The organism is Pantoea sp. SOD02 (assembly GCF_024707505.1).
Taxonomy (GTDB): domain Bacteria; phylum Pseudomonadota; class Gammaproteobacteria; order Enterobacterales; family Enterobacteriaceae; genus Pantoea; species Pantoea symbiotica.
Window position 1 is genome coordinate 726,818 of record NZ_CP102605.1, and the last position, 22,388, is coordinate 749,205.

At 54.6% G+C, this 22,388-nt stretch carries 23 protein-coding genes; 10 read left to right on the plus strand and 13 right to left on the minus strand.

The window, feature by feature from the left end; genetic code table 11:
* Window positions 1-37 precede the first annotated feature (37 nt).
* On the plus strand, window positions 38-859 hold the full coding sequence (locus tag NR302_RS22860) for an MBL fold metallo-hydrolase (protein ID WP_258145408.1): 822 nt from the start codon (window positions 38-40) through the stop codon (window positions 857-859).
* A 4-nt stretch (window positions 860-863) separates the two neighbouring features.
* Entirely contained in the window at window positions 864-2,192 is a 1,329-nt protein-coding gene (locus tag NR302_RS22865) for an amidase (protein ID WP_258145409.1), read from the plus strand.
* Window positions 2,193-2,205: 13 nt separating this feature from the next.
* Here NR302_RS22865 and NR302_RS22870 read toward each other — a convergent pair whose 3' ends face one another.
* Genes NR302_RS22870 through NR302_RS22880 form a run of 3 tightly spaced genes read right to left on the minus strand, consistent with a single transcriptional unit; the run spans window position 2,206 to window position 4,825 of the window.
* Window positions 2,206-2,613 (minus strand): DUF2000 family protein, encoded by a 408-nt coding sequence (locus NR302_RS22870; protein ID WP_258145410.1) that lies wholly within the window; start codon window positions 2,611-2,613, stop codon window positions 2,206-2,208.
* A 34-nt stretch (window positions 2,614-2,647) separates the two neighbouring features.
* Window positions 2,648-3,505 carry an AraC family transcriptional regulator gene (locus NR302_RS22875; RefSeq protein WP_258145411.1) on the minus strand — a complete coding sequence of 286 codons (858 nt, stop codon included), beginning with the start codon at window positions 3,503-3,505 and terminating at the stop codon, window positions 2,648-2,650.
* A 21-nt stretch (window positions 3,506-3,526) separates the two neighbouring features.
* Window positions 3,527-4,825, minus strand: a complete 1,299-nt coding sequence (locus NR302_RS22880; protein ID WP_258145412.1) for an SLC13 family permease — start codon at window positions 4,823-4,825, stop codon at window positions 3,527-3,529.
* Window positions 4,826-4,855: 30 nt separating this feature from the next.
* Between NR302_RS22880 and NR302_RS22885 the strand changes: the two genes are divergently transcribed.
* Window positions 4,856-5,329 (plus strand): hypothetical protein, encoded by a 474-nt coding sequence (locus NR302_RS22885; protein ID WP_258145413.1) that lies wholly within the window; start codon window positions 4,856-4,858, stop codon window positions 5,327-5,329.
* 153 nt (window positions 5,330-5,482) lie between these two features.
* Here the strand turns inward: NR302_RS22885 and NR302_RS22890 are convergent, their stop codons facing one another.
* Entirely contained in the window at window positions 5,483-6,385 is a 903-nt protein-coding gene (locus NR302_RS22890) for a LysR substrate-binding domain-containing protein (protein ID WP_258145415.1), read from the minus strand.
* Window positions 6,386-6,484: 99 nt separating this feature from the next.
* On the opposite strand from NR302_RS22890, the gene NR302_RS22895 reads away from it, so the two are divergent.
* On the plus strand, window positions 6,485-7,255 hold the full coding sequence (locus NR302_RS22895; RefSeq protein ID WP_258145416.1) for a 2OG-Fe(II) oxygenase: 771 nt from the start codon (window positions 6,485-6,487) through the stop codon (window positions 7,253-7,255).
* On the opposite strand, the gene NR302_RS22900 is transcribed toward NR302_RS22895, so the two are convergent.
* The gene (locus NR302_RS22900) at window positions 7,250-8,323 is read right to left on the minus strand and encodes a M14 family metallopeptidase (protein WP_258145417.1); all 1,074 of its coding nucleotides are present in this window, start codon (window positions 8,321-8,323) and stop codon (window positions 7,250-7,252) included. The two genes, NR302_RS22895 and NR302_RS22900, sit on opposite strands and share 6 nt — an antisense overlap.
* A gap of 74 nt (window positions 8,324-8,397) precedes the next feature.
* Window positions 8,398-9,168 (minus strand): transporter substrate-binding domain-containing protein, encoded by a 771-nt coding sequence (locus NR302_RS22905; protein ID WP_258145418.1) that lies wholly within the window; start codon window positions 9,166-9,168, stop codon window positions 8,398-8,400.
* 259 nt (window positions 9,169-9,427) lie between these two features.
* On the opposite strand from NR302_RS22905, the gene NR302_RS22910 reads away from it, so the two are divergent.
* From NR302_RS22910 to NR302_RS22920, 3 genes are read left to right on the plus strand one after another with little or no spacing between them, the layout of a single operon-like run.
* Window positions 9,428-10,189: an alpha/beta hydrolase gene (locus NR302_RS22910; protein WP_258145419.1), complete on the plus strand. Its 762-nt coding sequence runs from the start codon at window positions 9,428-9,430 to the stop codon at window positions 10,187-10,189.
* A gap of 23 nt (window positions 10,190-10,212) precedes the next feature.
* On the plus strand, window positions 10,213-10,887 hold the full coding sequence (locus tag NR302_RS22915; protein ID WP_258145420.1) for a heavy metal response regulator transcription factor: 675 nt from the start codon (window positions 10,213-10,215) through the stop codon (window positions 10,885-10,887).
* Complete coding sequence (locus NR302_RS22920) at window positions 10,884-12,263, plus strand: heavy metal sensor histidine kinase (protein WP_258145421.1); 1,380 nt, start codon at window positions 10,884-10,886, stop codon at window positions 12,261-12,263. Before NR302_RS22915 ends, NR302_RS22920 begins: the two co-directional genes overlap by 4 nt.
* A gap of 100 nt (window positions 12,264-12,363) precedes the next feature.
* Here NR302_RS22920 and nfsB read toward each other — a convergent pair whose 3' ends face one another.
* Together nfsB and NR302_RS22930 are read right to left on the minus strand one after the other, a co-directional pair.
* Window positions 12,364-13,017, minus strand: coding sequence for an oxygen-insensitive NAD(P)H nitroreductase (nfsB, locus tag NR302_RS22925; protein WP_258145422.1), 654 nt, complete (start codon window positions 13,015-13,017; stop codon window positions 12,364-12,366).
* A 112-nt stretch (window positions 13,018-13,129) separates the two neighbouring features.
* On the minus strand, window positions 13,130-14,131 hold the full coding sequence (locus tag NR302_RS22930; protein ID WP_258145423.1) for a zinc-binding alcohol dehydrogenase family protein: 1,002 nt from the start codon (window positions 14,129-14,131) through the stop codon (window positions 13,130-13,132).
* Window positions 14,132-14,273: 142 nt separating this feature from the next.
* Between NR302_RS22930 and NR302_RS22935 the strand changes: the two genes are divergently transcribed.
* The 3 genes from NR302_RS22935 (at window position 14,274) to NR302_RS22945 (ending at window position 17,111) form a co-directional block, all read left to right on the plus strand.
* The gene (locus NR302_RS22935; RefSeq protein ID WP_258145424.1) at window positions 14,274-15,200 is read left to right on the plus strand and encodes a LysR family transcriptional regulator; all 927 of its coding nucleotides are present in this window, start codon (window positions 14,274-14,276) and stop codon (window positions 15,198-15,200) included.
* 673 nt (window positions 15,201-15,873) lie between these two features.
* Window positions 15,874-16,629: a winged helix-turn-helix domain-containing protein gene (locus NR302_RS22940; protein WP_258145425.1), complete on the plus strand. Its 756-nt coding sequence runs from the start codon at window positions 15,874-15,876 to the stop codon at window positions 16,627-16,629.
* Complete coding sequence (locus tag NR302_RS22945) at window positions 16,626-17,111, plus strand: hypothetical protein (protein ID WP_258145426.1); 486 nt, start codon at window positions 16,626-16,628, stop codon at window positions 17,109-17,111. The genes NR302_RS22940 and NR302_RS22945 overlap by 4 nt, the downstream gene beginning before the upstream one ends.
* A 58-nt stretch (window positions 17,112-17,169) precedes the next feature.
* On the opposite strand, the gene NR302_RS22950 is transcribed toward NR302_RS22945, so the two are convergent.
* The 5 genes from NR302_RS22950 to NR302_RS22970 all read right to left on the minus strand — a co-directional run bounded on the left by NR302_RS22950 (window position 17,170) and on the right by NR302_RS22970 (window position 22,386).
* Window positions 17,170-18,771, minus strand: coding sequence for an FKBP-type peptidyl-prolyl cis-trans isomerase N-terminal domain-containing protein (locus NR302_RS22950; RefSeq protein ID WP_258145427.1), 1,602 nt, complete (start codon window positions 18,769-18,771; stop codon window positions 17,170-17,172).
* A gap of 282 nt (window positions 18,772-19,053) precedes the next feature.
* A complete protein-coding gene (locus NR302_RS22955; protein ID WP_258145428.1) occupies window positions 19,054-19,455 on the minus strand; it encodes a hypothetical protein in 402 nt (133 codons plus the stop codon).
* A 310-nt stretch (window positions 19,456-19,765) separates the two neighbouring features.
* Window positions 19,766-20,386 carry a TetR/AcrR family transcriptional regulator gene (locus tag NR302_RS22960; protein WP_258145429.1) on the minus strand — a complete coding sequence of 207 codons (621 nt, stop codon included), beginning with the start codon at window positions 20,384-20,386 and terminating at the stop codon, window positions 19,766-19,768.
* A 30-nt stretch (window positions 20,387-20,416) separates the two neighbouring features.
* Entirely contained in the window at window positions 20,417-21,568 is a 1,152-nt protein-coding gene (locus tag NR302_RS22965; protein ID WP_258145430.1) for a pyridoxal phosphate-dependent aminotransferase, read from the minus strand.
* A gap of 8 nt (window positions 21,569-21,576) precedes the next feature.
* Window positions 21,577-22,386 carry an SDR family oxidoreductase gene (locus NR302_RS22970; RefSeq protein WP_258145431.1) on the minus strand — a complete coding sequence of 270 codons (810 nt, stop codon included), beginning with the start codon at window positions 22,384-22,386 and terminating at the stop codon, window positions 21,577-21,579.
* Between the last annotated feature and the right edge of the window lie 2 nt (window positions 22,387-22,388).

A 22,388-nucleotide genomic window follows, 5' to 3' on the forward strand; every position in this document is an offset into this window, starting at 1 on the left:
GGCTTCTTCGCTGCAACCAGGCAATAAGGAGCACCCCATGACGATTCGCGTCGGCGATTGCCGGATTACCAAAGTGAGCGAACAAACCGCTGCCTTCCCGCTGGGCGTGCTGTTTACGCCGCATCGCGCGGAAATGAGTGATGAATTAGCCAATCAACCTGCTGAAATGTCGATTCACAGCTGGGTGGTGCGCACCGGCGAACACACCATCATCATCGATACCGCCACCGGCAACGGCCGCAATCGCGATAACAAACCGCTGTTCCATCAGCTGAATACGCCGTATGCCGAAAATCTGGCGCGCGCGGGCGTTGATCCGGCGGAGGTGACGCTGGTGCTGATGACACATATTCATACCGATCACGTTGGCTGGAACACCCATCAACAAGACGGTGAATGGCAGCCGATGTTCCCGAATGCGCGCTACATCTGCTCTGCGCGGGAACTGGCGCATTGCCAGCAGAATCCGACGGCGCAGGAGCTCTATCGCGATAGCATTCTGCCGCTGATCGCGAGCGGACAGATGGAGACTATCAACGTGCAGGATTCCCCGCTGTTTGCTGGCGTGCTGCGCTATCTCTCCACGCCGGGTCACAGCGGCGATCATGCATCGATCGTGCTGGAAAGCGCCGGTGAATCGGCCATCTTTGCCGGTGACGTGATGCACAATGCCATCCAGTTTCAGTATCCGCACTGGAACTCGCTGTTTTGCGAGGATAAAGCGCTGGCCGTCACTTCAAGGCAACGCGTGATGGACTGGTGCGCACAACATCAGGCAATCTGGTTCAGCACCCACTTTAATGGCAACTCGTGCGGACGCGTCACGCGCGACGGGCAATGGATTCCGCTGGAGGATTAACCTGATGCACTACGCTGATTATCTCACCGCTTCGATTAACGATTTACAGCAGGCGCTGACGCAGCGCACGGTGAGCGCTCGCCAGTTAACCACCTTCGCGCTGCAACGCATTGCCGAAGTGGATCAGCCACGCTACAACGCCATTACCTGGCTGTTTGCCGATCAGGCGTTAGCGGCGGCGGACGCCAGCGATGCGCGTCGTCAGCGCGGAGAAGTGGCGGGACCTCTGGAAGGGATTCCAGTGCTGATCAAGGACAATATTGAAGTACAAGGCTGGCCGACCAGCGCCGGTTCGGTGCTGCTGCGTGAGGTTATCGCCAGCGATGATGCGCCGCTGGTGACTCGACTGAGAAAAGCAGGCGCGATACTGATCGGCAAAACCGCCATGCATGAGCTGGCGGCAGGCATTACCGGCGCGTCGTCGTTGAGCGGTTTTACCCACAATGCGTGGGTTGAAGGCCGCTCGCCGGGCGGATCGAGCAGCGGTTCCGCCGTGGCGGTCGCGGCCGGTTATGTGCCGCTGGCGATCGGCAGCGATACCGCCGGATCGGTGCGCATTCCGGCGGCCTTTAACGCATTGTTCGGACTGCGCATGACGCGCGGCGCCATCAGCACCGACGGCATCGTGCCGCTGTCGCCAACCCAGGATATTCCCGGCCCGCTGGCGCGGTCGGCGGCGGATCTGCGTTTAGCCTCTGAGATTTTGAGCGGGCAACAGTTTGCCGAAAGCGATGAGCCGCTGCGCATCGGCATCTGGCAGGAAGGTTTTGCTGCCGATGAAGACGAAATTAATCAGACGGTGCGCGCGGCGCTGGTGGATTTCGCGCCGCGTGAGGTGAGTTATCCGCAGCTGGAGACGTTGGCCGCCGACGCCAATATCATCGGCTACGAATTTGCCGGTGCGCTTGCGGCGTATCTGGCGGATAAACCGCAGGCGCAGAGCCGCACGCTGGCGGAAGTGGTGGCGTCCAAACGTTACCATCCGCAGCTGGAAACGGTGTTTACCACGCGGGCGCAGCATCCGGGCGTGGAGAGTGAATGTTATCAGCAGGTACAGCAGCGTCAGCGCGAATTGTATCTGCAGCTGGCTGAATTTTTCGCCGCGCAGCAGATTAATCTGCTGGCTTATCCAGTGGTGCGCCGTGCGCCGGTTAAGCACGGCGAGATGCAGGAAGGCAGCAACGCACTAATTTCAGCGGTGACCGGCGCGCCGGCGATCAGCATTCCGGCAGGATTCAGCGCCGAAGGTTTACCGATTGGGCTGGAGTTGCTGGCGCTGCGTGGGCGGGAAGATTTGTTGCTGAGTGTGGCGGATAAATTCAGGTGCGCATAAATGCGCACCCTTCTTAACCGTGCAACGCCAATCCCTTAATCGCCTTATCCACTGCCTTCTTCGGGCCGCGCAGCGCAATGCCGACCAGATTCAAATTATCGGCATCCTCGGCCATAAACACTTCGCGGTTCGCCGCGTCGTGGCCGGTGGAGAACATCGCTTCCACGTAAGGAATAATGGTTAACTCACGCTCCAGCCCCTGACGATGCGCGCGCTGCAAACCGGATAAATCTCCCGCAAACACCAGCATCGGCTGGCCCGCCATATTGCCGTAGTGACGCGCTTTGGCATCAACATAGGGCTCGCCCATCATCTCGGGTGCGGCGGACGCCACGCCGGTGGCAAGAAACGCCACCACATTCAGGCGCTGCCAGGTAGCTAAATCATCACGTACGATCAGGGCGATTTTGGTATCAAACATCTGCAACAACTCTCCAATGACAACGAAAACCTCATCATCTAAGAGTAGGCGGGGATGCGTATAGAACGTTTGTGCAATGACGTTGATAAGCGGCGGGCGTCATACGATAGGCGCGCTGGAACCAGCGGCCGAGATGACTTTGATCGGCAAATCCTACCTGCGCCGCAACGTTTACCGGTTCAATGCCCTGCGCCAGCAAGGTGCGTGCGCTGCGTAAGCGTAACCGCACCAGATAAGCATGCGGCGATTGGCCGAACGCCTGTTTGAACTGGCGCGTCAGGCGGAAACGATCGATGCCGGAAAGGCGCGAAAGCTCATCCAGTCCAATATCCTGCGCCATAAAATCGTGCAGATAGTCGCGCAGCAGCTGCATCTGACGCATCGCTTCGCTGTGCTGCACGCTGGGTTTGGTATCCAGATGGCGCGATAGCATGGTAAGCAAGTGATCGAGACTTTGATCGCGCGCCAAACGCCCTTCGCCCTGATGCACCGCAAACCAGGCTTGCTGAATGGCGCTGGCTAACAGCGCATCGTCGGTCAGCGTGTGGCGAAAAGCGCCTTCGATGTTCGATACATCGCCCAATCCGCGCCGCTGCATCATCTCCGCCACCCAACTCTGCGGCAAATAGAGCATCACGTAGGTGAATCCCTCAGCGTCCGGCGCGTGTCCATCGTGTACCGCGCCCGGCTCAATCAAAATCGCCCGACCCGGCGTGCTGGTGTGTAGCGAACGGTGGCAGTTGAAGCGTTGTAAACCTTGCTGCGTCACGCCCACCAGCAGTTCGTCGTGATCGTGCGGATCGTATGCGTGTCCGCGAAAATGCGCGTTGACGCTTTCAATCCCGGTTTCATCGTCACGACGAAAATCAACCCAATCGTTTTTGGCTGGCATAAGCATTCTCAGGCAGAGATATCAGGCATAGCCTAGCAGCCGAAACCACAGATAATCCAGCGGTAACAGCAACAGCACGCTAAGCAGAAAAATCAGCGCGCACAGCTGCAAACCGGCCTTCGCTGGAACATTGCCGAGTCCCATCGCCACCACCACCGGCGATGCCTGATACGGCAGCAGCGGCGTGGCGTAGGCAAACACTTGCAACATGATTACGGTGAGCAGCGGAAAGCCGGACGCGTTCGCCAGCTCTTGCGCCATCGGCGTCACCATCGCCGGTACGCCGTTGGCGGTGAGCACAAAATTCAGCAGCGATACCAGCGCATTAAGCACTGCGAAATTGCTGAAGGATGGATGATCCTGCAACGGCAATACGCTAAGCAGCGCATTGGCGATCATCCGTCCCAGACCGGAATCCACCACCAGCGTGGCGACGCCGAGAATCCCGGCAATGTAGATGCAGGTGCGGAAATTCACCCCGCTGGCGAAGTCATCGCTGGAGATAAACCCCACGCGCGGCAGCAAACAGATGCAGGCTGCCGCCATTCCTACCCATGCAGCCGGTAAGCCGTGCACGCTGTCGGTCATCCACAGTAGCAAGGTGATCGCCAGCAGGCCAATCAAGCGCCATTCGCTGCGGCTGAGCGCGCTTAAGCTATCGCGCTGTTGCACCGCTTTGGGCTGAGCTCGAAACAGAAATAGCAGGCAAGCAATCAACAACAATCCTTTAGCGATACCCACCACCGGCATGTGCAGCAACCACCACGGCAACCATTGCAGATGCAGCTGATACGCGCTCTCCGCCGCGCCGCTCAGCACCAGATTCGGCACGTTGGCGGGCAAAATACTGGCCGATAGCTGGAAGGTGCCAAATCCCACCGCCAGCGCCAGGCCAATATTGCCGCGGCTACCCGCTTTGATTCCCGCGCGTTCGCCCATCGCCAGCACCACCGGCATCAGCAGCGCAATGCGTCCCATATTTGAGGGCATGACAAACGCCAGCAGATAAGTCAGCAGCACGGTGCCTGCAATCATGCGCGGCCAGCTCTGGCTGAGCGGCACCATCAGCCAGTTGGCCCAGCGCTGCGCCAGGCCGACTTTGCGGATCGCCGCGCCCAGCACAAAACCGCTCAGCACCAGCCAAAACGCCGACGAGGCAAAGCCGCTGAATACGCTGCTGGCGGGAGCCAGCTGTAGCAACATCGCCGCCGCGAAAAACAGCAGCGCGGTGACGTATTCCGGCAAACGTGCGCTGGCCCACAGCAAAATGGTGATGCCGACCACCAGCGCGGTGAGCCAGAAGTTGAGATCTGCGGTCATTGGTGAACTCCCTTTCTATTTCAGGTCGCCATGAATGGCGACCCTACGAAAAATGTGCCGATCATTTGTAGGGTCGCCATTTATGGTGACCATCCGAAAAAAGCGCCGATCATTTGTAGGGTCGCCATTTATGGTGACCATCCGAAAAAAACGCCAATCATTTGTAGGGTCGCCATTTATGGTGACCATCCGAAAAAAGCGCCAATCATTTGTAGGGTCGCCATTTATGGTGACCATCCGAAAAAAGCGCCAATCATTTGTAGGGTCGCCATTTATGGTGACCATCCGAAAAAAACGCCAATCATTTGTAGGGTCGCCATTTATGGTGACCATCCGAAAAAAACGCCAATCATTTGTAGGGTCGCCATTTATGGTGACCATCCGAAAAAAGCGCCAATCATTTGTAGGGTCGCCATTTATGGTGACCATCCGAAAAAAGCGCCGATCATTTGTAGGGTCGCCATTTATGGTGACCATCCGAAAAAAAGCGCCGATCATTTGTAGGGTCGCCATTTATGGTGACCATCCGAAAAAAGCGCCAATCATTTGTAGGGTCGCCATTTATGGTGACCGAAAAACGCTTAACTGACGAGTCTTACGCCATAAATGGCGATCCTACAAGTTCGTGCGGGTTGCTGGTCGCCATAAATGGCGACCCTACGAGTGGGCTAGCTGCGTGAGCCAGCGGATCAGCGCGTCGCTGCCTGGCTGGCTGAGCGAGCGCTGCGGCCAGGCAAGAAAATAGGGTTTGCTGAGCGGCAGGCTAAGTGGATCGACGATCACCAGATCGCCGCGCGCCAGTTCGTTGCTAATCAAACGCCGCTGACCGAGCAGCAAGCCCGCGCCTGCCACGGCGGCATCAATCGCCAGCGAGGTGAGATTGAAACTGAATGATGGCTGCAGTGGCGGATCGTCAATGCCCCTGGCCTGAAACCAGCTGCGCCAGTCGGGTAAGAAGCGCCCTTCGTTACCCCAGTCGAGGTGAATCAGCGGCGCGTGCTGCAACACATCCTGCCCGACAAAACGTTGCAGTAGCGCCGGACTCGCCACCGGCAGCACCTCATCAAGGAACAGCAAATGCTTGTCCAGCTGCGGATAGCGATCTTCACCAAAACAGATAACAAAATCGGCGGGCGTGGCGTTGAAATCTACCTGCGTATGCGTGCCGTGCAGCGCTAAATCGATATCAGGACATTGCTCGCGCCACTGCGCAATATTCGGCAGCAGCCATTTTGAGGCCAGCGCTGGCAACGAGTAGAGCGTTAAACGCGGTGTTGATGCCGCATGACGCAGGTTTTGCTGGCCGAGGTGCAGAATGTCGAACGCCTCGGTGACATAACGCAGATACTCTTTGCCCATCTCCGTCAACATCACGCCGCTTTGGGTGCGCACAAACAGCGCGCTGCCCAACTGTTCTTCCAGCTGGCGAATCTGCTGGCTCACCGCAGCGGGCGTTAACGCCAGTTGCGCAGCCGCTTTCGCCAGGCTGCCCAGCTCCGCCGCCACTTTGAACGATTGAATGACGCTGATTTTGGGCAAACGCGGTGATGGCGCGGGCATTAAGGTTTCCTTAGCAAGGTGTTAAATTTTTATCGTTACGTATTAACATATCAGCGAGTTACAGTCTTTACACACCTGTAACACATGAGAAGTGAAACTATGTCTGCCTTGATTCGTTTCGATCTGCATCCGCTGGCCGATGCCGACTGGCGTCGCGCCTGCCGTGAGCAACTTAATCAGCACGGCGCATTAGTTTTGCGTCAATTCCTGCAGCCCGCCGCGCTGCAGGCCATCATTGCCGAAGGTGATGCGCAGCGCCATTTGGCGTATCACACCGCCAGCAAACACAATGTTTATCTGATGAAGAAAGATGAAGCTTTTAGCGCCGATCATCCGCGTAATCGCGATGTCATCAGCACTAAAGGCTGCATCACCGATGATGTGATTGCCGCCGATTCACCGCTGCGTCAGCTCTACAATGATGAACTGTTTAAAAGCTTCCTGTGCGATGTGTTGGGAGAAGAGGCGCTCTATCCGTATGCCGATCCGCTTTCGTCGATCAATCTGCATTTCGCGCCCGACGGGCAGGAACTGGGCTGGCACTTTGATAACTCGTCGTTCGCCATCACGCTGCTGGTGCAGAAGCCGCGCGCAGGCGCGGTGTTCCAGTACGTGAAGGATCTGCGCGACGCCGATGCCGGCGAGATGAATTTCGACGGCGTGGCGGCGGTGCTGGACCAGCGCCAGCCGGTAGACGCGCTGGCGATTGATGCCGGGGATTTGGTGCTGTTCCGTGGCCGCAATTCGCTGCATCGCGTCACGCCAACTGAAGGCGACATCACCCGCATGCTGGCGGTGCTGGCGTATAACACCGAGCCGGGCATTGCGCTGTCGGAAACCGCCCGCATGACATTTTACGGACGCTTATAAATCGATTAATGCCCGCCAGCCGCGCACAAAGATTTGCTGAGTGCGAAAGGCTACCAGCGCCCGCCAGTCAGCGTCGGCGGGCCAGAATCCTTCCACCAGTTCCTGCTTAATCGCCTGCCCGCTTTCACTGGCTGGATCGCCTTGCAGATGCAGCCAGTGATCGTCGCGCACGCGGCGATGCATCTCCTCGCCGGGATAGGTGCCGCACTCCACCACCAGCGGCAAAATCTGCGTGCTCGAAAGCGAGGTCAGCAGGAATTGCGACACATAGCCGGTGGCCGTCGCGGTGACGCCGGTTTCGCTGTCGCGTCCCGCGCCGGTGAACAGCAGCGTTAACCATTCGCCGTAAATCGCGTTGCCCCAGTCATGTGCGGCGAAGCGCTGCTCGGCAATCGACAGCAGCATCGGATGTCCCCATGCGCCCGCGCCGGTGTGCAGATCGAAGCTGATGATGGTTTTGGCCTGCGACAAATGATGGGCGATGATGGTTTCCAGCGTGCGATACGACCAGCTTGGCTGTTGGCCGCCGTAAAAGAAACCGTCTGCCGCGCCATATTGACCTGCTTCCACCACGCGTTTTACCACCTGCCAACCGGCGCTGTTCAGCGTTTCCGCTAACAGGTTATCGGCGCTGGCGCGATCGCCATGATAAATGCCATGCCACGCGGCGTAATCAGGATTGGCGGGTGCGGGCTGTGAAAAATCGATGAAGTTGCGATTGAGGTCGATGTTGTCTTCATTGACGCGGCGTAAATGCGCCGCGCCCCACGGATTGAGCAGATGCAGCATCACGATGGCGGTGTCAGCGGGCAGCGCCGTGAGGTTAAAGGTATCCAGCCAGGCAATTTGGCAATCGGATCCGTAATAGCCTTCCACGCCGTGCGTGCCGGAGATCACCAGCATCAACCGGGATGCGTTGGCATCGCCGATTACCGCTACATCGGTGAAAAGATCCTCTCCTTGCGGACCGGGTAACGGATGCGCGTAAGAAGTTAATGCACCGTTTTGCCGTTTGACGGCGGCGAGAAAACGGGCGCGTTGAGTTGGGTAGTGAGGTAAGTTTTGCATGATTTTTTGAATGAGTGTGGGTGCGGTTGGTGAGCGAAGTCGCCATAAATGGCGACCCTACGTGCATATGACTTTTACGGATAGACCTTAAACTTGAAGTACTTCTTCGCCAGTTGATCGTAAGTGCCGTTGCTGTGCAGTTCAGTAAGCGCGGTGTTGATCAACTTCAGATTGGCTGCATCATCTTTGCGCAATCCAATGCCCACACCATTGCCCAACACTTCTTTATCCACCAGCGTAGCGCTGATGACGTAGTCTTTGCCTGCTGGCGTGTTAAGAAAACCTTGTTCTGCCGAAACCGCATTCGCCAGGCTGGCATCAAGACGTCCCGCCACCAAGTCCGGGTAAATCTCCATCTGATTAGGGTAAGAAACCACACTCACGCCTTTGGTTGCCCATTGCGCTTTGGCGTAGGTTTCCTGAATAGTGCCCTGCGCGACGCCAATTCTTTTGCCACGCAGCGCGTTAATGTCTCCGGTTAGCGGAGCGTTGGCCGGTGTAAGTAACGCGCTCGGCGTGACATAGAGCATATCGCTGAAGGCTACCTGCTCGCGGCGTTTCTCGGTCATCGACATCGCCGAAAGAATGGCATCAAACTTTCTCGCCTGCAGCGCCGGAATACTGCCATCAAAACCGATCTGCACCCATTGGCACTTCACTTTCGCCTGGGCACAAATTGCGTTACCGAGATCGATATCAAAGCCCTGCAGCGAACCGTCGCTGGCTTTGGATTCAAACGGCGGGAACGTAGGATCAACGCCGAAACGCAAGGTTTGCTGAGCAAAAGAAGCGTGGCTAAACGCGCTCAGTGAAAGCAGTAAGGCAAAGGACAAACTTTTCTTCATTGTTATCTCCGGCAGGTAGCTAAATTCACAACGTCATACAGAGTTAATAACATGGTGGACATGATCCCACTACAGAAATTACGGATTTAATGCAGAGTAAATACTTATAATTGTTAGTAGGTTAGCTTTTATTGATGCCCCATTAAGTTTTACTTAATGCTCGCCAGGTGCATGTCATTCTTTTGTCATAACTCGCTCACGCTGGTGTCAGAGCCGATTGCATATCCTGATGGCCTACCTTCCTATCAGGAGCATTACGATGAAATTGAACAAACTTACCTTTGCAGCGGGCATGCTGCTGGCTATCGCAGGCGGCGCGGCGCAGGTTCAGGCGCAGCCGATTAAGAATATTGTGCTGGTGCATGGCGCGTTCGTCGGCGGTGCGGGCTGGCGTCCGGTGTATGACCGTTTAACGCATGACGGTTACAAAGTGACGCTGGTACAAGAACCGCTGACCGGCTTCCCGGAAGATGTGACGGCGACGCGCCGCATTATCGATCAGCAAAATGGCCCGGTGATTTTGGTCGGCCACAGCTACGGCGGCGCGATCATCACTGAAGCCGGTAACGACGCTAAAGTGGCTGGGCTGGTTTATATCGCAGCGCATGCGCTGGATAACGGCGAAACCGAAGCCAGCAACGGCAAAAAATTCCCCAATAGCGCACATCCGTTTGCTAAATCCAGCGACGGTTATCTGACCATCGCGCCGGAAAATTACCACAGTGATTTCGCTGCTGACTTACCGGCGGCGCAGGCCGATTTTGAAGCGCACGCGCAGATGCCCACCAACTCAGCTGTGTTCACCGCCAATATTCCTGACCCGGCGTGGAAGGCCAAGCCTAGCTGGTACATGGTGGCGAAAGCTGACAAAATCATCAGTCCCGATCTGGAGCGCATGTACGCCAAACGCGCGCACAGCCACACGGTGGAGATTGCCGGCGCCAGCCATTCGGTGTACCAATCGCATCCTGATGACGTCGCGAAGTTGATCGAGCAAGCCGCGTTACACGCCCAGCCCTGAAACCCTATCCCGCGGAGAAGCGCATGAAAATTTTGGTGATTGAAGATGAAGCCAAAGCGCGCGATTACATGCGCAAAGGATTGACCGAAGCGGGATTTATCGTCGATGTGGCAGAAAACGGCCAGGATGGTTTGTTCTATGCGCAGGAGCATCATTACGATTTGATTCTGCTCGACGTAATGATGCCCGGCATGGACGGCTGGCAAGTAATGGCGGCGCTGGATAAGCAGATCCACACGCCGGTGATTTTTCTCACTGCCAAAGGGACGCTGGAGGATCGTATCAAAGGGCTGGAACTGGGCGCAGATGATTATCTGGTCAAGCCCTTCTCGTTCGCCGAACTGCTGGCGCGCGTGCGCACCCAACTGCGGCGCGGCGGGCAGCAGAAGTTGCCGGATGTTCTCCAGCTGGCCGATTTGCAAGTGGATATCCTGAAACGTCGCGTTGAGCGCGGCGGTCAGCGTATTGATCTCACCAATAAAGAGTTCAACCTGCTGCACTTGTTCCTGCTGCATCCCGGCGAAGTGCTGACGCGCACCCTGATTGCCTCGCGCGTGTGGGACATGAATTTTGACAGCGACACCAACGTGGTCGATGTGGCAGTTAAACGCCTGCGACAGAAAATAGATGGCCCGTTTGCCCAGCCGCTGATTCACACCGTGCACGGCGTGGGCTATCGCTGCGAAGCCGAATCATGAAAACCCGTTCGCTGGCCGCGCGCCTGTCGCTGCTGCTCAGCGCCACAGTGATCGTCATCTTCTCCCTCAGCGGCATCGCACTTTATCATTCGCTGGCGACACAAATTGGCGTGCGCGACGATGCCGCGTTGCTAACGCGCATCGATCAGATCCGCACGCTGCTGCGCGATGAAGATGCGATTACGCTCATTCAGCAAAAGCCGCGTTTGTTCGCCAACATGCTCGGCAATACCGAATCGTTATTGGTGCTGCGTTTTACGGGCCAGCCGCCGCTGATTGTGGTCAATCCCGGCCAGCGCCCGATTCCTGCGATCACGCCGGTTCCAGCCGATCAACCGCTGGCGCTGTCATCGGTGCATCATCTCGCCGCCGCAGATGGTACGCCGTTTATCTCGGCAGCCGCGCTGGCGCCAACGCGTGATGGCAACGGCCAGATTGAGATCATTACCGGCCGCCTGATGAGCGACCGCACGCAAACGCTCAACAGTTATCGCGATCAAATCATCCTCGCCACCGCACTGGCGGCTTCGCTGGTGGCGGCAATCAGCATCTGGCTGGTGCGGCGCGGCTTAATACCGCTGCGTCGGTTGGCGGCGCAGGCGGATGCCATTGACGTGCGCCATTTGTCGCAGCGCATGCCTGAACAGGCGGCAGCGGAATTGCAGCCGCTGGTGGCGGCTTTTAATCAGATGCTGAGTCGCCTTGAACGGGGTTATCAACAGTTGAGCCAGGTTTCTGCTGATATGGCGCATGATCTGCGCACGCCGATTAGCACACTCATAGGCCAAACCGAAGTGGCGCTGAGTCAGACGCGCAGCGTCGGCGATTATCAGGCGCTGCTCGGCTCCAATTACGAGGAGCTGGAACGGCTGGCGAAGATGATCGACAACATGCTGTTTCTTGCCAAAGCGGAAGATGCCAGCCAGGCAATGGATTTGCAGGACATCGATCTGGCGCTGCTCGGCGAGAAGTTGCAGGACTACTTTGACGGCATGGCGGAAGAGCAGTCGATGCGGCTGGAGATGGCGCTGCACGGCGAACTGCGCGCCGATCCGCAACTGCTGCAACGCGCGCTGGCGAATCTGATGGCGAACGCCTTGCGCTACGGCGATCGAGATTCCACCGTGCGAGTTTTCAATCAGGGCAGCAGTTTGATGGTGGAGAATCAGGGTCCGGCGCTAAGTGTTGAACAGCAGGCGCGCATCTTTGATCGCTTCTGGCGCGCTGACGCGTCACGTCATCAGGGTAGCAGCGGTTTAGGATTATCGATTGTGCGCAGCATCATGCGGCTGCATCAGGGAAGTTGTGAGGTGCACAGCGAAGATAGGGTGAACCGTTTTACGTTGCGGTTTCCGTCGGTTGGATGCGGCCATTGAAACGGTGCGCATAAATGCGCACCCTACGAAATCGCGCTATCGGGTCGGCCCCGATGTTGCAAACCTGCCGTAGGGTCGCCATTTATGGCGACCGCAAACTTTAAATAAAGGTAAAGATCTCGTCACGCGGCAAGCGTGATTTCGGCAATGCAGCGTTGAAATCCGCCTCGCTGCGATAGCCCAGCGACACCAGCACTACGCTGGTAAAGCCCTTCTCGCGCAGGCCCAGCGCCTGATCCAGCGCGCGCTGGTCAAAACCTTCCATCGGCGTGGCATCAATCCCCAACATCGCCGCACCCAGCAGCAATCCACCCAGCGCCAGGTAAACCTGTTTTTCCATCCACTGCGGCACATCGCGCTGCTCGTAACGATGCATATCCACGTAGCTGCGACGGCTCTTATCCTGCCCCGCTTTGCCTTCTGGTTTGGCGAAACGACCATCTTCCTCTTCCTGCGCCAGTACATTCTGTAAATGCGCTTCATCCAGATCGGTACGCATGCACAACGCGATAACGTGCGACGCGTTCAGCACTTTCGGGCTGTTGTAGACAAATGCGCCCTCGGTGGATTTGGCCATCTGCTCGCGACCGGCGGCGGTCGATGCCACCACAAAATGCCACGGCTGCGAGTTCACCGATGACGGGCTGTTGCGCAGCACGTTCAGCAGGGTTTCGATTTCATCCTGCGGCAGGCTTTTACCGCCCTCAAACGCTTTGACGGTGTGACGACGAACGACTGCATCATTGAGTGTCATGGTCTATTCCTTATATTGTTCAAATAGAGAATGTTTTACGGTCGCCATAAATGTCGACCGTACGGATGTTCGGTGCTGTTTTGTAGGGTCGCCATTTATGGCGACCGCATCATTAAAATCCGCTCAACACAATCTTACCGCGTGCGCGACCGCTCTCGATCAGCGCATGCGCCTTGCGCAAATTGGCGGCATTAATAACGCCGTGATGTTCGCCAGCGGTGGTTTGCAGAGTTTGGTCATCAATCAACTGGCTCACGCGCTGAAGAATCTCATGCTGGCGTTGCATATCGGCGGTATGGAACAGCGAGCGGGTAAACATCAATTCCCAGTGCAGCGAAATCGCTTTGCGCTTCAGCGGTACCGCATCCAGCGTTTCGGGATCGTCGATCAACGCCAGCTTGCCCTGCGGCGCGAGGGCATCAATCAGCTGATCGTAATAGCTGTCGGTGTGCGTCAGCGAGGCGACATAGCGCACCTCTTTATGCCCAATTGCCGCCAGTTGTTCGCCCAGCGGTTGAGAATGATCAATCACGTGATGCGCGCCGAGTGAACGCACCCAATCCGCCGTTTCCGGGCGGGATGCGGTGCCGATCACCGTCAATTTGGTTAGCTTGCTTGCAAGCTGCGTCAGCATGGAACCAACGCCGCCGCCTGCGCCAATGATCAGCAGCGCAGCGTCGTCATCGGCCTGCACCTCCAGACGATCAAACAGCAGTTCCCACGCAGTGAGTGAAGTCAGCGGCAGCGCGGCGGCATCGGCGTGGTTCAGCGAACGCGGTTTATGCCCGGCGATGCGTTCATCCACCAGCCCATATTCGGCATAGCTGCCGGCGCGCGTGATATCACCGGCGTAAAACACCTCGTCGCCCGGCTGGAACAGCGTGACCTCTGCGCCCACCGCTTCCACCACGCCTACCGCATCCCAACCCAGAATACGCGGCTTATCGGTTGGCGCACCGGCGCGCACTTTGGTGTCCACCGGATTCACCGCGATAGCATGAATTTTTACCAGCAGATCGCGCGCGCCCGGCGTTGGCTTATCAACCTCCAGCTCATACAGCGCATTTTCATCGGAAATCGGTAAACCGTTTTGGCTATAAACAATGGCTTTCATCAGGCAGATCCTTATTCATCAGCAGGTTTGGTGAAGTGAATTCAGCATAGCGGGCCGCCGCGCAATGAAAAATGCCAGTTGCAGGTGAACACTTTCACTTTTAGAGTGAAAATCCCTGCCGACTACCACGATGAATAAGAAGATGATCCGACTGGAAGATGTCACTCTGTTTGTGCGTTCCGCCGCACTCGGCAGCTTTTCACGCGCCGCGCGCGAGGTGAATTTGCTGCCCGGACAGGTCAGCGCGGCAATTCAGCGGCTGGAGCGGGAACTGGATCGGCGCTTGTTTGCCCGATCAACCCGCAGCCTGCGCTTAACCGCCGAAGGGGAAAAGTATCTGCCTTACGCGCAGGAGATGCTGGCGCTGATGCATGCCGGTGCCGATAGTTTGCAGAGCGATGAAGATGCGCTGAGCGGCGAGCTGAAAATCGCACTGCCGTCGGATATTGGCCGCAATATTCTGCTGCCGCTGATCACCGACTTTTGCCGCGAGCATCCGGCGCTGGCGGTGCGTCTCTCCTTTTCTGATCAGATCAGCGATGTGTTCCGCGATCCGGTGGATATCGCCATTCGCTACGGCAAGCTGGAAGACAGCAGCTACGTGGCGCTACCGCTAGCGGAGGACAATCGCCGCGTGATGGTGGCGTCACCAGATTACCTTGATCGTCACGGTCGCCCGCAAATGCTGGAGGAGATCGCCCAGCACCATCATGGCCTGCTGTTTATTATGGGCGGCCACGTTTACGACAAATGGACTTTTCCGCAGGATGGCATGCGCCGCCAGATCACGGTGAAAAGCCGCATGCTATGTGATGACGCCGAAGTGGCGCGGCGCTGGGCCATCGCCGGTATGGGCATCGCCTATAAATCGTGGATTGATGTGTGTGACGATGTGCTGGCCGGCAGGCTGGAGCGCGTGCTGCCGGAGATGCCGGGAGAAAGCACGCCGCTGCACCTTATCTGCCCGCATCGCAAGCAGTTTTCCCCGGCGATCCGCGCGCTGCATGAGGTTTTGCGTACCCCTCTGCGGGCGTTAACGGCGAAGCTCCAATGCCAATCAATGCCGTAAATAGCGGGGTTTTGTAGGGGCGCCATTCATGGCGACCTGGTTTCTACTCGCACAATCTTATTTCGCCTCAGGTCAATAGGTAATTATCCCTAATTCCACTTAACCCAATTGAGACATTAGATATGTTAATACCTAATGGAACCAAAAGCCTCACCATTACAAAAACTGACTTAGCTTATGTAAACTTTTTATAAAATCTCATGAAAATGAGAATGAGGACACCAACATTTTGTTCAATATTCGGAGATTTTAACGAGATAACATTATTATTTGATCTTTTTTTGATCACTTGTCAGTAAATATGTTAAAAAACAACTCCACAAATGACACTGGATAATTTTAATGACGAAATAAGCCTCAATTTTTAACGTTTTTTGTCCTTCTGACAGACTCAATATTGTTTACTGCGCTTAATAAATAATACCAAAAAACATCAAAAAAGGCTTAATAGAGACTCTCAAATACATGTTAAAAGCCAGAATTAACATCTATTAACCTTATTAAATTTTCGTTATCCCATTAAGAAAATCCCTTGCTAGCGCTGCCCTCGTTGTTTAACGGCTATTAAATCCTCATTAACAGTAGTGATTAATTTATACTTTTGCCGATATATTACTTAACAGCTATTCATATTCTAAGTTGAAGAAGCCCCAGCTTCTCGTAAGGGAAAAAAGTGTCAGTCATTTTCGATATGGAACACCGCCAGCTGATCAACGACGAGATCATCATCGAACTGAGTCGCCAGCAAACCGAGTGTTTATCTTTGCTGGTATCCGCTAAGGGAAATATTGTCAGCAGAAAAGAAATTATGGATTGTTGTTGGGCTGATAGAGGTTTGATCGTAAGTGATTCATCAGTGCGCGTGGCGCTCTACCAGCTAAGGAAACAGTTGGCAGCGGCAGGCGTATCTGAAGGAGCATTGGTCACTGAGGTTGGCAGCGGTTATCGCTTGCGTAATGGCTATTTAGAACTGCCTGGAATGCAACATATTGATGATGCAGTGGAAAGCACTGCATTAAATGGTGATGAGATCACTCTCGTCCAACCACTGACCATCCCGTCTACACGTGGTTCCCGCTCGATGATGAGAGCCGAGTTGCTACTCTTTATTCTGTGTATGGTATCACTGACACTGTTGGCGGGTTGGTTACATATGAAGTCTCTTTTATATCCCGTACATTATGTAACGCTCCACGAGCAGGATAATTTGCATATTCTGGTGCAGAAAGGTATGCGCGCGAATGCTGAGGATATCAAAAATCGTTTTCTCTCAATTGAAAAGGTAAACCCTTACAGCTTTTCTACAGCATGGATTTATGTGAATAGAAGTATTTTGCAGCATGGGAATTTGTCGACATTAGTTTGCGATCGTGAGATTACTCAACTAGAAAAACTGTGCTATTCGCTGAATTTTCAGGAGGGGGAATGAATATTCATCGTTTAGGTATGATTCTTGCCGGTTTAGTTTTGTTTCCAGCGGCAGGTTGGTTTAGTGCACCTTATGTGGCTCTGTCTATGGCCCCTAATTGCAAAGCAAATTCTGTTAATGTATTTCATGAGGCTGGACGAGAAGTGATTACACATTCGCATTGGTGGTTTAGTTCAGGAATGCAAGGCGGAAATGGCACTTATTCGACGGAGATTCGGTATAAGGATCTCAGCGGCGCGGAAACGGTCAAAAACATCTTGCGTTCTTATGAATTAAAATACAGTTTAAAATCATCACACTGGCGAGTCGAAACCACCCGAGTGACACGGCTTAGCGGTGAAGACAATCATGACAGTGACATTGAGCGCTACATTGACCCGCTGGTGAAGACCGCTTTTACCGCGCCGATTATGATGTTCAAATTACCTGGCAATAATTACATGCTCGGGATAAATGAACGTCCTCGCACCCTTTGCCAATAGTCAAATATAAAAACAGCAGACGCCGGACAATTAATCCGGCGTCTGCTGTTTATAACGCTTAGATGTTGGTCTGTTGTTCAGAAGTCACAATTTCAGCAATTCGCAACACATAGATCATCGTGGCGCCTGGTGGTATTTTTGGTGCGTAACCTTTATCGCCGTAGGCTTTCTCGGGCGGGACCACCATCGTCAAACTGCCGTGATTGCGTAACTCGCGGATAGCCGCCTGGAACAACGGTGGGAAATCATTAATCGGCTGAGAGAGTACTTTATCGGCCAGTTCCATATCCTGCACCACTGTTCCATCGGTGAGCATCTCTTTTACAACAATGGAAACCGTAGCATCTTCAGGGATAACATCATCGCCAGCGTAATCAACCTTGTACCAGAAGCCCGTATCGGAAGATTTAACCCCTTTCTGCTTCTTAAATTTTGCGAGATATTTTTCACCCTCTTTCCGCTTGTCAATGACCGTTTTGGCGCGTGCTTTGTTAGCCACCTCATCAGCGTCCTGCTTTGCCTGCTTCAACTCTACAGCAGAGAGTTTCAGTTGATTTTCATCAATGAATACATCCTGGATGCCGGCGAGCATGCTGTTTTTGTCTGTCGCTACGCCCATTTCCTTATGTTCGTTTTCCAGTGCCAGAATATCCTGCGCCAGTGACACGCCAATGGCATAAGATTGTTTGCCTGCCGCGCTTTTCAGCAACTCAGGCGAGGTTAAGGCATCCTCGCGATGTTTAAGGGTGTCACGCTCTGCCTCTACGGATTTAAGAGTTACAGCCAACTCAACCCTTTCACTCTCTTTCTCTTCTAACATCCGCTTTAGATCTTCAAAATGCTGATACTGTGCCGCCTGAGATTCGTTAATTTGCTGTAAGGAGATTAGATTTTTTTGCAACTCCTTCACCTGCGCTTTATCGGCAGTGTCTTGCTCTGCGAGTTTTTGCTGTAAGCCCGCAACCTGCTCATTTAACTTAGCGATCTCAAGCTGCGAAGCCGCTAATTCTTGCTGCTCTTTTTTCACGTTAGCCTGAAATGCACGCAGGTTATCATCATGTTCGTCACGCTGCTGCTGATGTGTTTGCTGCAAAATCTCAAGTTGATTACGCAGTTCATCATTGTTGGCACGCATGGTGTCATTCAGCTCTTTAGCCACTAATTCGCGCTCTTTGCTGGCGGCAATCAGTGCTTTAACGTCTTTTTCACTGGCCGTCAGACTGAGAGCTTTACGAACCCCGGCAGCGAACTGCTGCAAATTATCCAGGCTTTGTGTCAGTGTGAGCGCGGGAGCCGTTTTTTCTGCAGTCGACGCCTTTTCTTTTTGCGCAGCCTGTAACGCCGCTTCAGCGGCTTGTTTTTCAGCTCGCAGTTTTTTTAATTCGCGCTCTTGTGCCGCTAAAGTCGCTTGTTGCTCATTTGATCGCCGTACTGATGGTTTCTTTCCGGTTGATAAAGCCTTGGGCTTTTCTGCATTCAGCATGTCAGAGGATTTATTTTCAGGCTGTGATTCCTGATGCGCCTGATATTCCTTCGCAAACAGCAGTAATTCTGGAATACCCGATGAATCCGCCTGGGCCTTAATAGGCAAACCCCAATACGGGATAATCACCATAAAATAGATGACTATTTTTTTTAACATTAAACGAGAAAAAGCCATACGCACCTTCAAATCGAGTAATAGCCGCTAACATAAAATTAACGCACGAAATATCATTTTCGCGCGTAATTATGATTGCTGTGCGGTGTGGACTAAAGAGGGATAAAGCGGAACTTCTGAATCATAATGATTAAAATTAGGGCTAGTCCATGGCTGTTACGGCACTTCCTAAGCTAGCGCTTACTTCCGGGACAAAGCTATGTTTGCAGACTTAGGAAAAATCGACATCATTTTCAGTGGGGAACGCACTATCATCAACATTACGGCCATCTAAATAAATCATTACTTTATCGACTCAGCGCGGTCGGACAAACTCTTTAGCAATGACTGTTTGATTTCCGCACATAGCCGATTCACTTTATATCGATACAGTGCATCAACGGTATCCTGAGTTCCATTATTCACTTTATTTCGCACCGCTGCATATTTCGCCGCACCACCCATTAATCGGTCAAACTCAGCTTTATTAATACCGTATTGTGTTGCTTCAACACTCTTTAAAGCATCCAGTTCATCGCGGCACTGCTGTAATTGTGTATTTTCGGTTTCTGCCGCTTGCCGTTCGTTTTGCACCGAGGACGAAGGCGTTGATGGCAATGTTTTTATGCGACTCTGACAACCTGCCAGCAATAGCATAAAAGTGGTACATAAGGTGATGGCTGTAATGTTGTGTTTAACGCTCATTATTATTTCTCTAAAGACGAATCAATGATAAGTGCTGACAAAACTTCATCGCGCGTAATAGGCGCAAGCCTGCACTAAGATTGGCCTTAAGAGTAATAACAACCTTCATTCTGGACGAGTGAGTTGAGGTGAAATCTTGTTATTAACGCGTTTTAACAAGTTTTAATGGCTTGTTATTCAAAAGAAAATTGATGTGAGAACATGCAAGGATGTTGGTGTTAAGACGTTTTTGATGCAAAAGGTCGCCATAAATGGCGACCCTACGAGCGGGTTTTGTAGGGGCGCCATTTATGGCGACCTGGCACACAAACTATTTACTGCGGCTGGCTTCGGCGGTGAATTCATTCGCGGTGGCGAAGCCGCGTAAACCGCCGACCAGAACCGACATCAGCTGGGTGCCGACCTGTTTTTCCGTCAGCCCTACCGTGACGAGCAAATCAAAGATTTCGCGCGGATCGAACAGGATATTCCACAGGAACACCGCCTTGTCGCCGATGTCCGGCAACTCCATCTCTTCCATCGCTTCACGTAACGCCGGGCGCAGCGCGTCGGCCTGCACTAACAAGTATTCCGCGCCCTCCCATAAACGTTCCAGATAGCCGCGACGGTTACGCATCGGCACCATCGCCGCACCGCGCTCGCGAACCAGTTTGATCCAGTAACGGCTGACTTTTTCCAGCTTCAGTAAGCCGCTGCAGCTTTGCTCGAGACTGTAATCCAGCAGCAGTTGCCCCACGTCCTGACGATACGCATTCAGCACCTCTTCTACCGACGTAAACTGACGATAGGCGGTGGCCACGGAGACGCCAGCTTCCGCGGCGATTTCCGTCATGCTTATCGGGGTTTCGGAGCGCTCGAACAAACGGGCAGCTGCCTGAATCAGGTTCTTGCGGTTTCTTTCGGTATCACTGCGCATCGGTTTTCCCGTCATTGTGGGTGTGCTTCCTTAAACGTACTGATGTTATTTGAAACTGGCCAGGCCGCGCTTCAAACGGCGCACACCTTCACTAATGGCTTCACTGCTGGCAGCGTAAGAGAGACGCAAATGCCCTTCGCCCGCCGCGCCAAATTCACTGCCAGGCCGCACCGCGATGCCCTGTTCGCGCAGCAGCGACACCATATCAATCGCCGGAATCGGCAACGAATAGGCAGGGAAGCAGTAAAACGCGCCTTCGGGTTCATTGAGTTTCAACTCTGGAATGGCCGACAATCCTTCCATCATCAGCACGCGACGCTGGCGGTAGACATCATACATACGTTTTACGTCATCTTTACACTGCGTGAGCCCCACCAGCGCCGCACGCTGCACCGCGCTGTTCACCGATCCGTTCACCGTATTGTGTACGCGCGCGGCGGCGGCAATCATCTCCGCCGGTCCCGCCAGATAACCCACGCGCCAGCCGGTCATGGCATAACTTTTGGAGAAAGTCTGACAGAACAGAGTGCGTCCGGCAAAAGCGGGAATGTGCAGCACCGAGGTAAAGGGACGATCGGTAAACACCAGATCGCTATAAGCTTCATCGGCGATCACCAGCGTATCGTGCTGGTTCACCAACTGACCGAGCGCTTCAATTTCGGCGCGGCTGTGCACAATGCCGGTGGGATTGCCGGGATTACAGAACACAAACAGTTTGGCGCCGTCGAGCGCACGATCCAGACGTTCCAGATCCCAGTGCAAATCCGCGCGGCACGGCATCGGCACGCAGATGCCGCCGGCCATATTGACCAAATCCGCATACAGCGAATAGGTTGGATCGGGGATCACCACGCGATCGCCTGGATTGACGATAGAGAGAATCGCCGCCGCAAGACCGGCGGTGCCGCCGTGCGTGACCAGAATTTCACCGGCTTTCACCGCGTTGCCGCTCTGCGCGGACACCTCATCCGCCAGCGCGCTGCACAAGGCTTTGTCTCCGAGCAGCGGCGCGTAATGGGTGTAACCGGCTTGCAGTGCTTCAACCGCCGCTTGCACGATGCGCGGCGGCGTATCGAAATCCGGTTCGCCCATCGCCAGAGAAACCATATCGCTGCTCGACGCAGGTTGCTGCACACGCAGCGAGGTGCGCTCTACACGTAATACCGCCTCGGCGGCTTTAAAATTTTGACTCGACATAAGGATTCCTATTCCGATTTTTCACGTTCGGCCTGGCACGCTGCCGGGGCATTTTTCCAGCGGCTGATCTCCAGATCGCCGGAGAGATCGCGCAGCACCGTCGGCGCGACAATCAGTTCTTCCACCACGGTGCGCGCCGGTAAGCTGGCGCACAGCAGAATGGCTTCGGCCACATCTTCCGGCTGCACCATGCCATCACGAATCGCTTGATCCGGCGGATTGGCGCGGTTATCCATGATCGGCGTGTTCACTTCACCTGGTAAAATGCAGGTAGAGCGGATGCCGTCATTGCGGAAAGTGTTGTGCAGATAGGTCATAAAGTTGCGCACCGCCGCTTTCGCTGCGCCGTAGGCGGCGCCACCCAGCAGGTTTGGCCGCAGCGCCGCCAGTGAGGAAACGGTGATGATGGTGCCGTTCTTGCGCGCCAGCATGTCCGGCAGCAGCGCCTGGGTCAGCAGAAAAACCGCTTTCATGTTGACGTCCTGCACCTGATCCCACTCCTCTTCGGCAATCCAGCGCGCATTCAGCGTCTTGCTGGCGCTGCCGGCGTTGTTGACCAGAATATCGACTTGGCCCCGTTCGGCTATCGCCCACGTCACCAGCGCCTCAACCTCGGTTTTTTGCGCGATGTCTGCGGCATACGCCGATACTTTACCGCCCTGCGCGATCAGGCTTGCCGCCACCTCATCCAGCACCGCCTGACGACGTCCCACCAAAATCACATGCGCCCCGCGCGCGGCAAAACCGGCTGCCGCCGCTTTACCAATTCCGCTACCCGCGCCGGTAATCAGCACCACTTTTCCCGTTAATCTGTCCATGT

Excerpts from the sequence above, each read along its gene's own strand:
- NR302_RS22860 (WP_258145408.1), top strand. The coding sequence starts at position 38 with ATGACGATTCGCGTCGGCGATTGCCGGATTACCAAAGTGAGCGAACAA.
- NR302_RS22865 (WP_258145409.1), top strand. The coding sequence starts at position 864 with ATGCACTACGCTGATTATCTCACCGCTTCGATTAACGATTTACAGCAG.
- NR302_RS22870 (WP_258145410.1), bottom strand. The coding sequence starts at position 2,613 with ATGTTTGATACCAAAATCGCCCTGATCGTACGTGATGATTTAGCTACC.
- NR302_RS22875 (WP_258145411.1), bottom strand. The coding sequence starts at position 3,505 with ATGCCAGCCAAAAACGATTGGGTTGATTTTCGTCGTGACGATGAAACC.
- NR302_RS22880 (WP_258145412.1), bottom strand. The coding sequence starts at position 4,825 with ATGACCGCAGATCTCAACTTCTGGCTCACCGCGCTGGTGGTCGGCATC.
- NR302_RS22885 (WP_258145413.1), top strand. The coding sequence starts at position 4,856 with ATGAATGGCGACCCTACGAAAAATGTGCCGATCATTTGTAGGGTCGCC.
- NR302_RS22890 (WP_258145415.1), bottom strand. The coding sequence starts at position 6,385 with ATGCCCGCGCCATCACCGCGTTTGCCCAAAATCAGCGTCATTCAATCG.
- NR302_RS22895 (WP_258145416.1), top strand. The coding sequence starts at position 6,485 with ATGTCTGCCTTGATTCGTTTCGATCTGCATCCGCTGGCCGATGCCGAC.
- NR302_RS22900 (WP_258145417.1), bottom strand. The coding sequence starts at position 8,323 with ATGCAAAACTTACCTCACTACCCAACTCAACGCGCCCGTTTTCTCGCC.
- NR302_RS22905 (WP_258145418.1), bottom strand. The coding sequence starts at position 9,168 with ATGAAGAAAAGTTTGTCCTTTGCCTTACTGCTTTCACTGAGCGCGTTT.
- NR302_RS22910 (WP_258145419.1), top strand. The coding sequence starts at position 9,428 with ATGAAATTGAACAAACTTACCTTTGCAGCGGGCATGCTGCTGGCTATC.
- NR302_RS22915 (WP_258145420.1), top strand. The coding sequence starts at position 10,213 with ATGAAAATTTTGGTGATTGAAGATGAAGCCAAAGCGCGCGATTACATG.
- NR302_RS22920 (WP_258145421.1), top strand. The coding sequence starts at position 10,884 with ATGAAAACCCGTTCGCTGGCCGCGCGCCTGTCGCTGCTGCTCAGCGCC.
- nfsB (WP_258145422.1), bottom strand. The coding sequence starts at position 13,017 with ATGACACTCAATGATGCAGTCGTTCGTCGTCACACCGTCAAAGCGTTT.
- NR302_RS22930 (WP_258145423.1), bottom strand. The coding sequence starts at position 14,131 with ATGAAAGCCATTGTTTATAGCCAAAACGGTTTACCGATTTCCGATGAA.
- NR302_RS22935 (WP_258145424.1), top strand. The coding sequence starts at position 14,274 with ATGATCCGACTGGAAGATGTCACTCTGTTTGTGCGTTCCGCCGCACTC.
- NR302_RS22945 (WP_258145426.1), top strand. The coding sequence starts at position 16,626 with ATGAATATTCATCGTTTAGGTATGATTCTTGCCGGTTTAGTTTTGTTT.
- NR302_RS22950 (WP_258145427.1), bottom strand. The coding sequence starts at position 18,771 with ATGGCTTTTTCTCGTTTAATGTTAAAAAAAATAGTCATCTATTTTATG.
- NR302_RS22955 (WP_258145428.1), bottom strand. The coding sequence starts at position 19,455 with ATGAGCGTTAAACACAACATTACAGCCATCACCTTATGTACCACTTTT.
- NR302_RS22960 (WP_258145429.1), bottom strand. The coding sequence starts at position 20,386 with ATGACGGGAAAACCGATGCGCAGTGATACCGAAAGAAACCGCAAGAAC.
- NR302_RS22965 (WP_258145430.1), bottom strand. The coding sequence starts at position 21,568 with ATGTCGAGTCAAAATTTTAAAGCCGCCGAGGCGGTATTACGTGTAGAG.
- NR302_RS22970 (WP_258145431.1), bottom strand. The coding sequence starts at position 22,386 with ATGGACAGATTAACGGGAAAAGTGGTGCTGATTACCGGCGCGGGTAGC.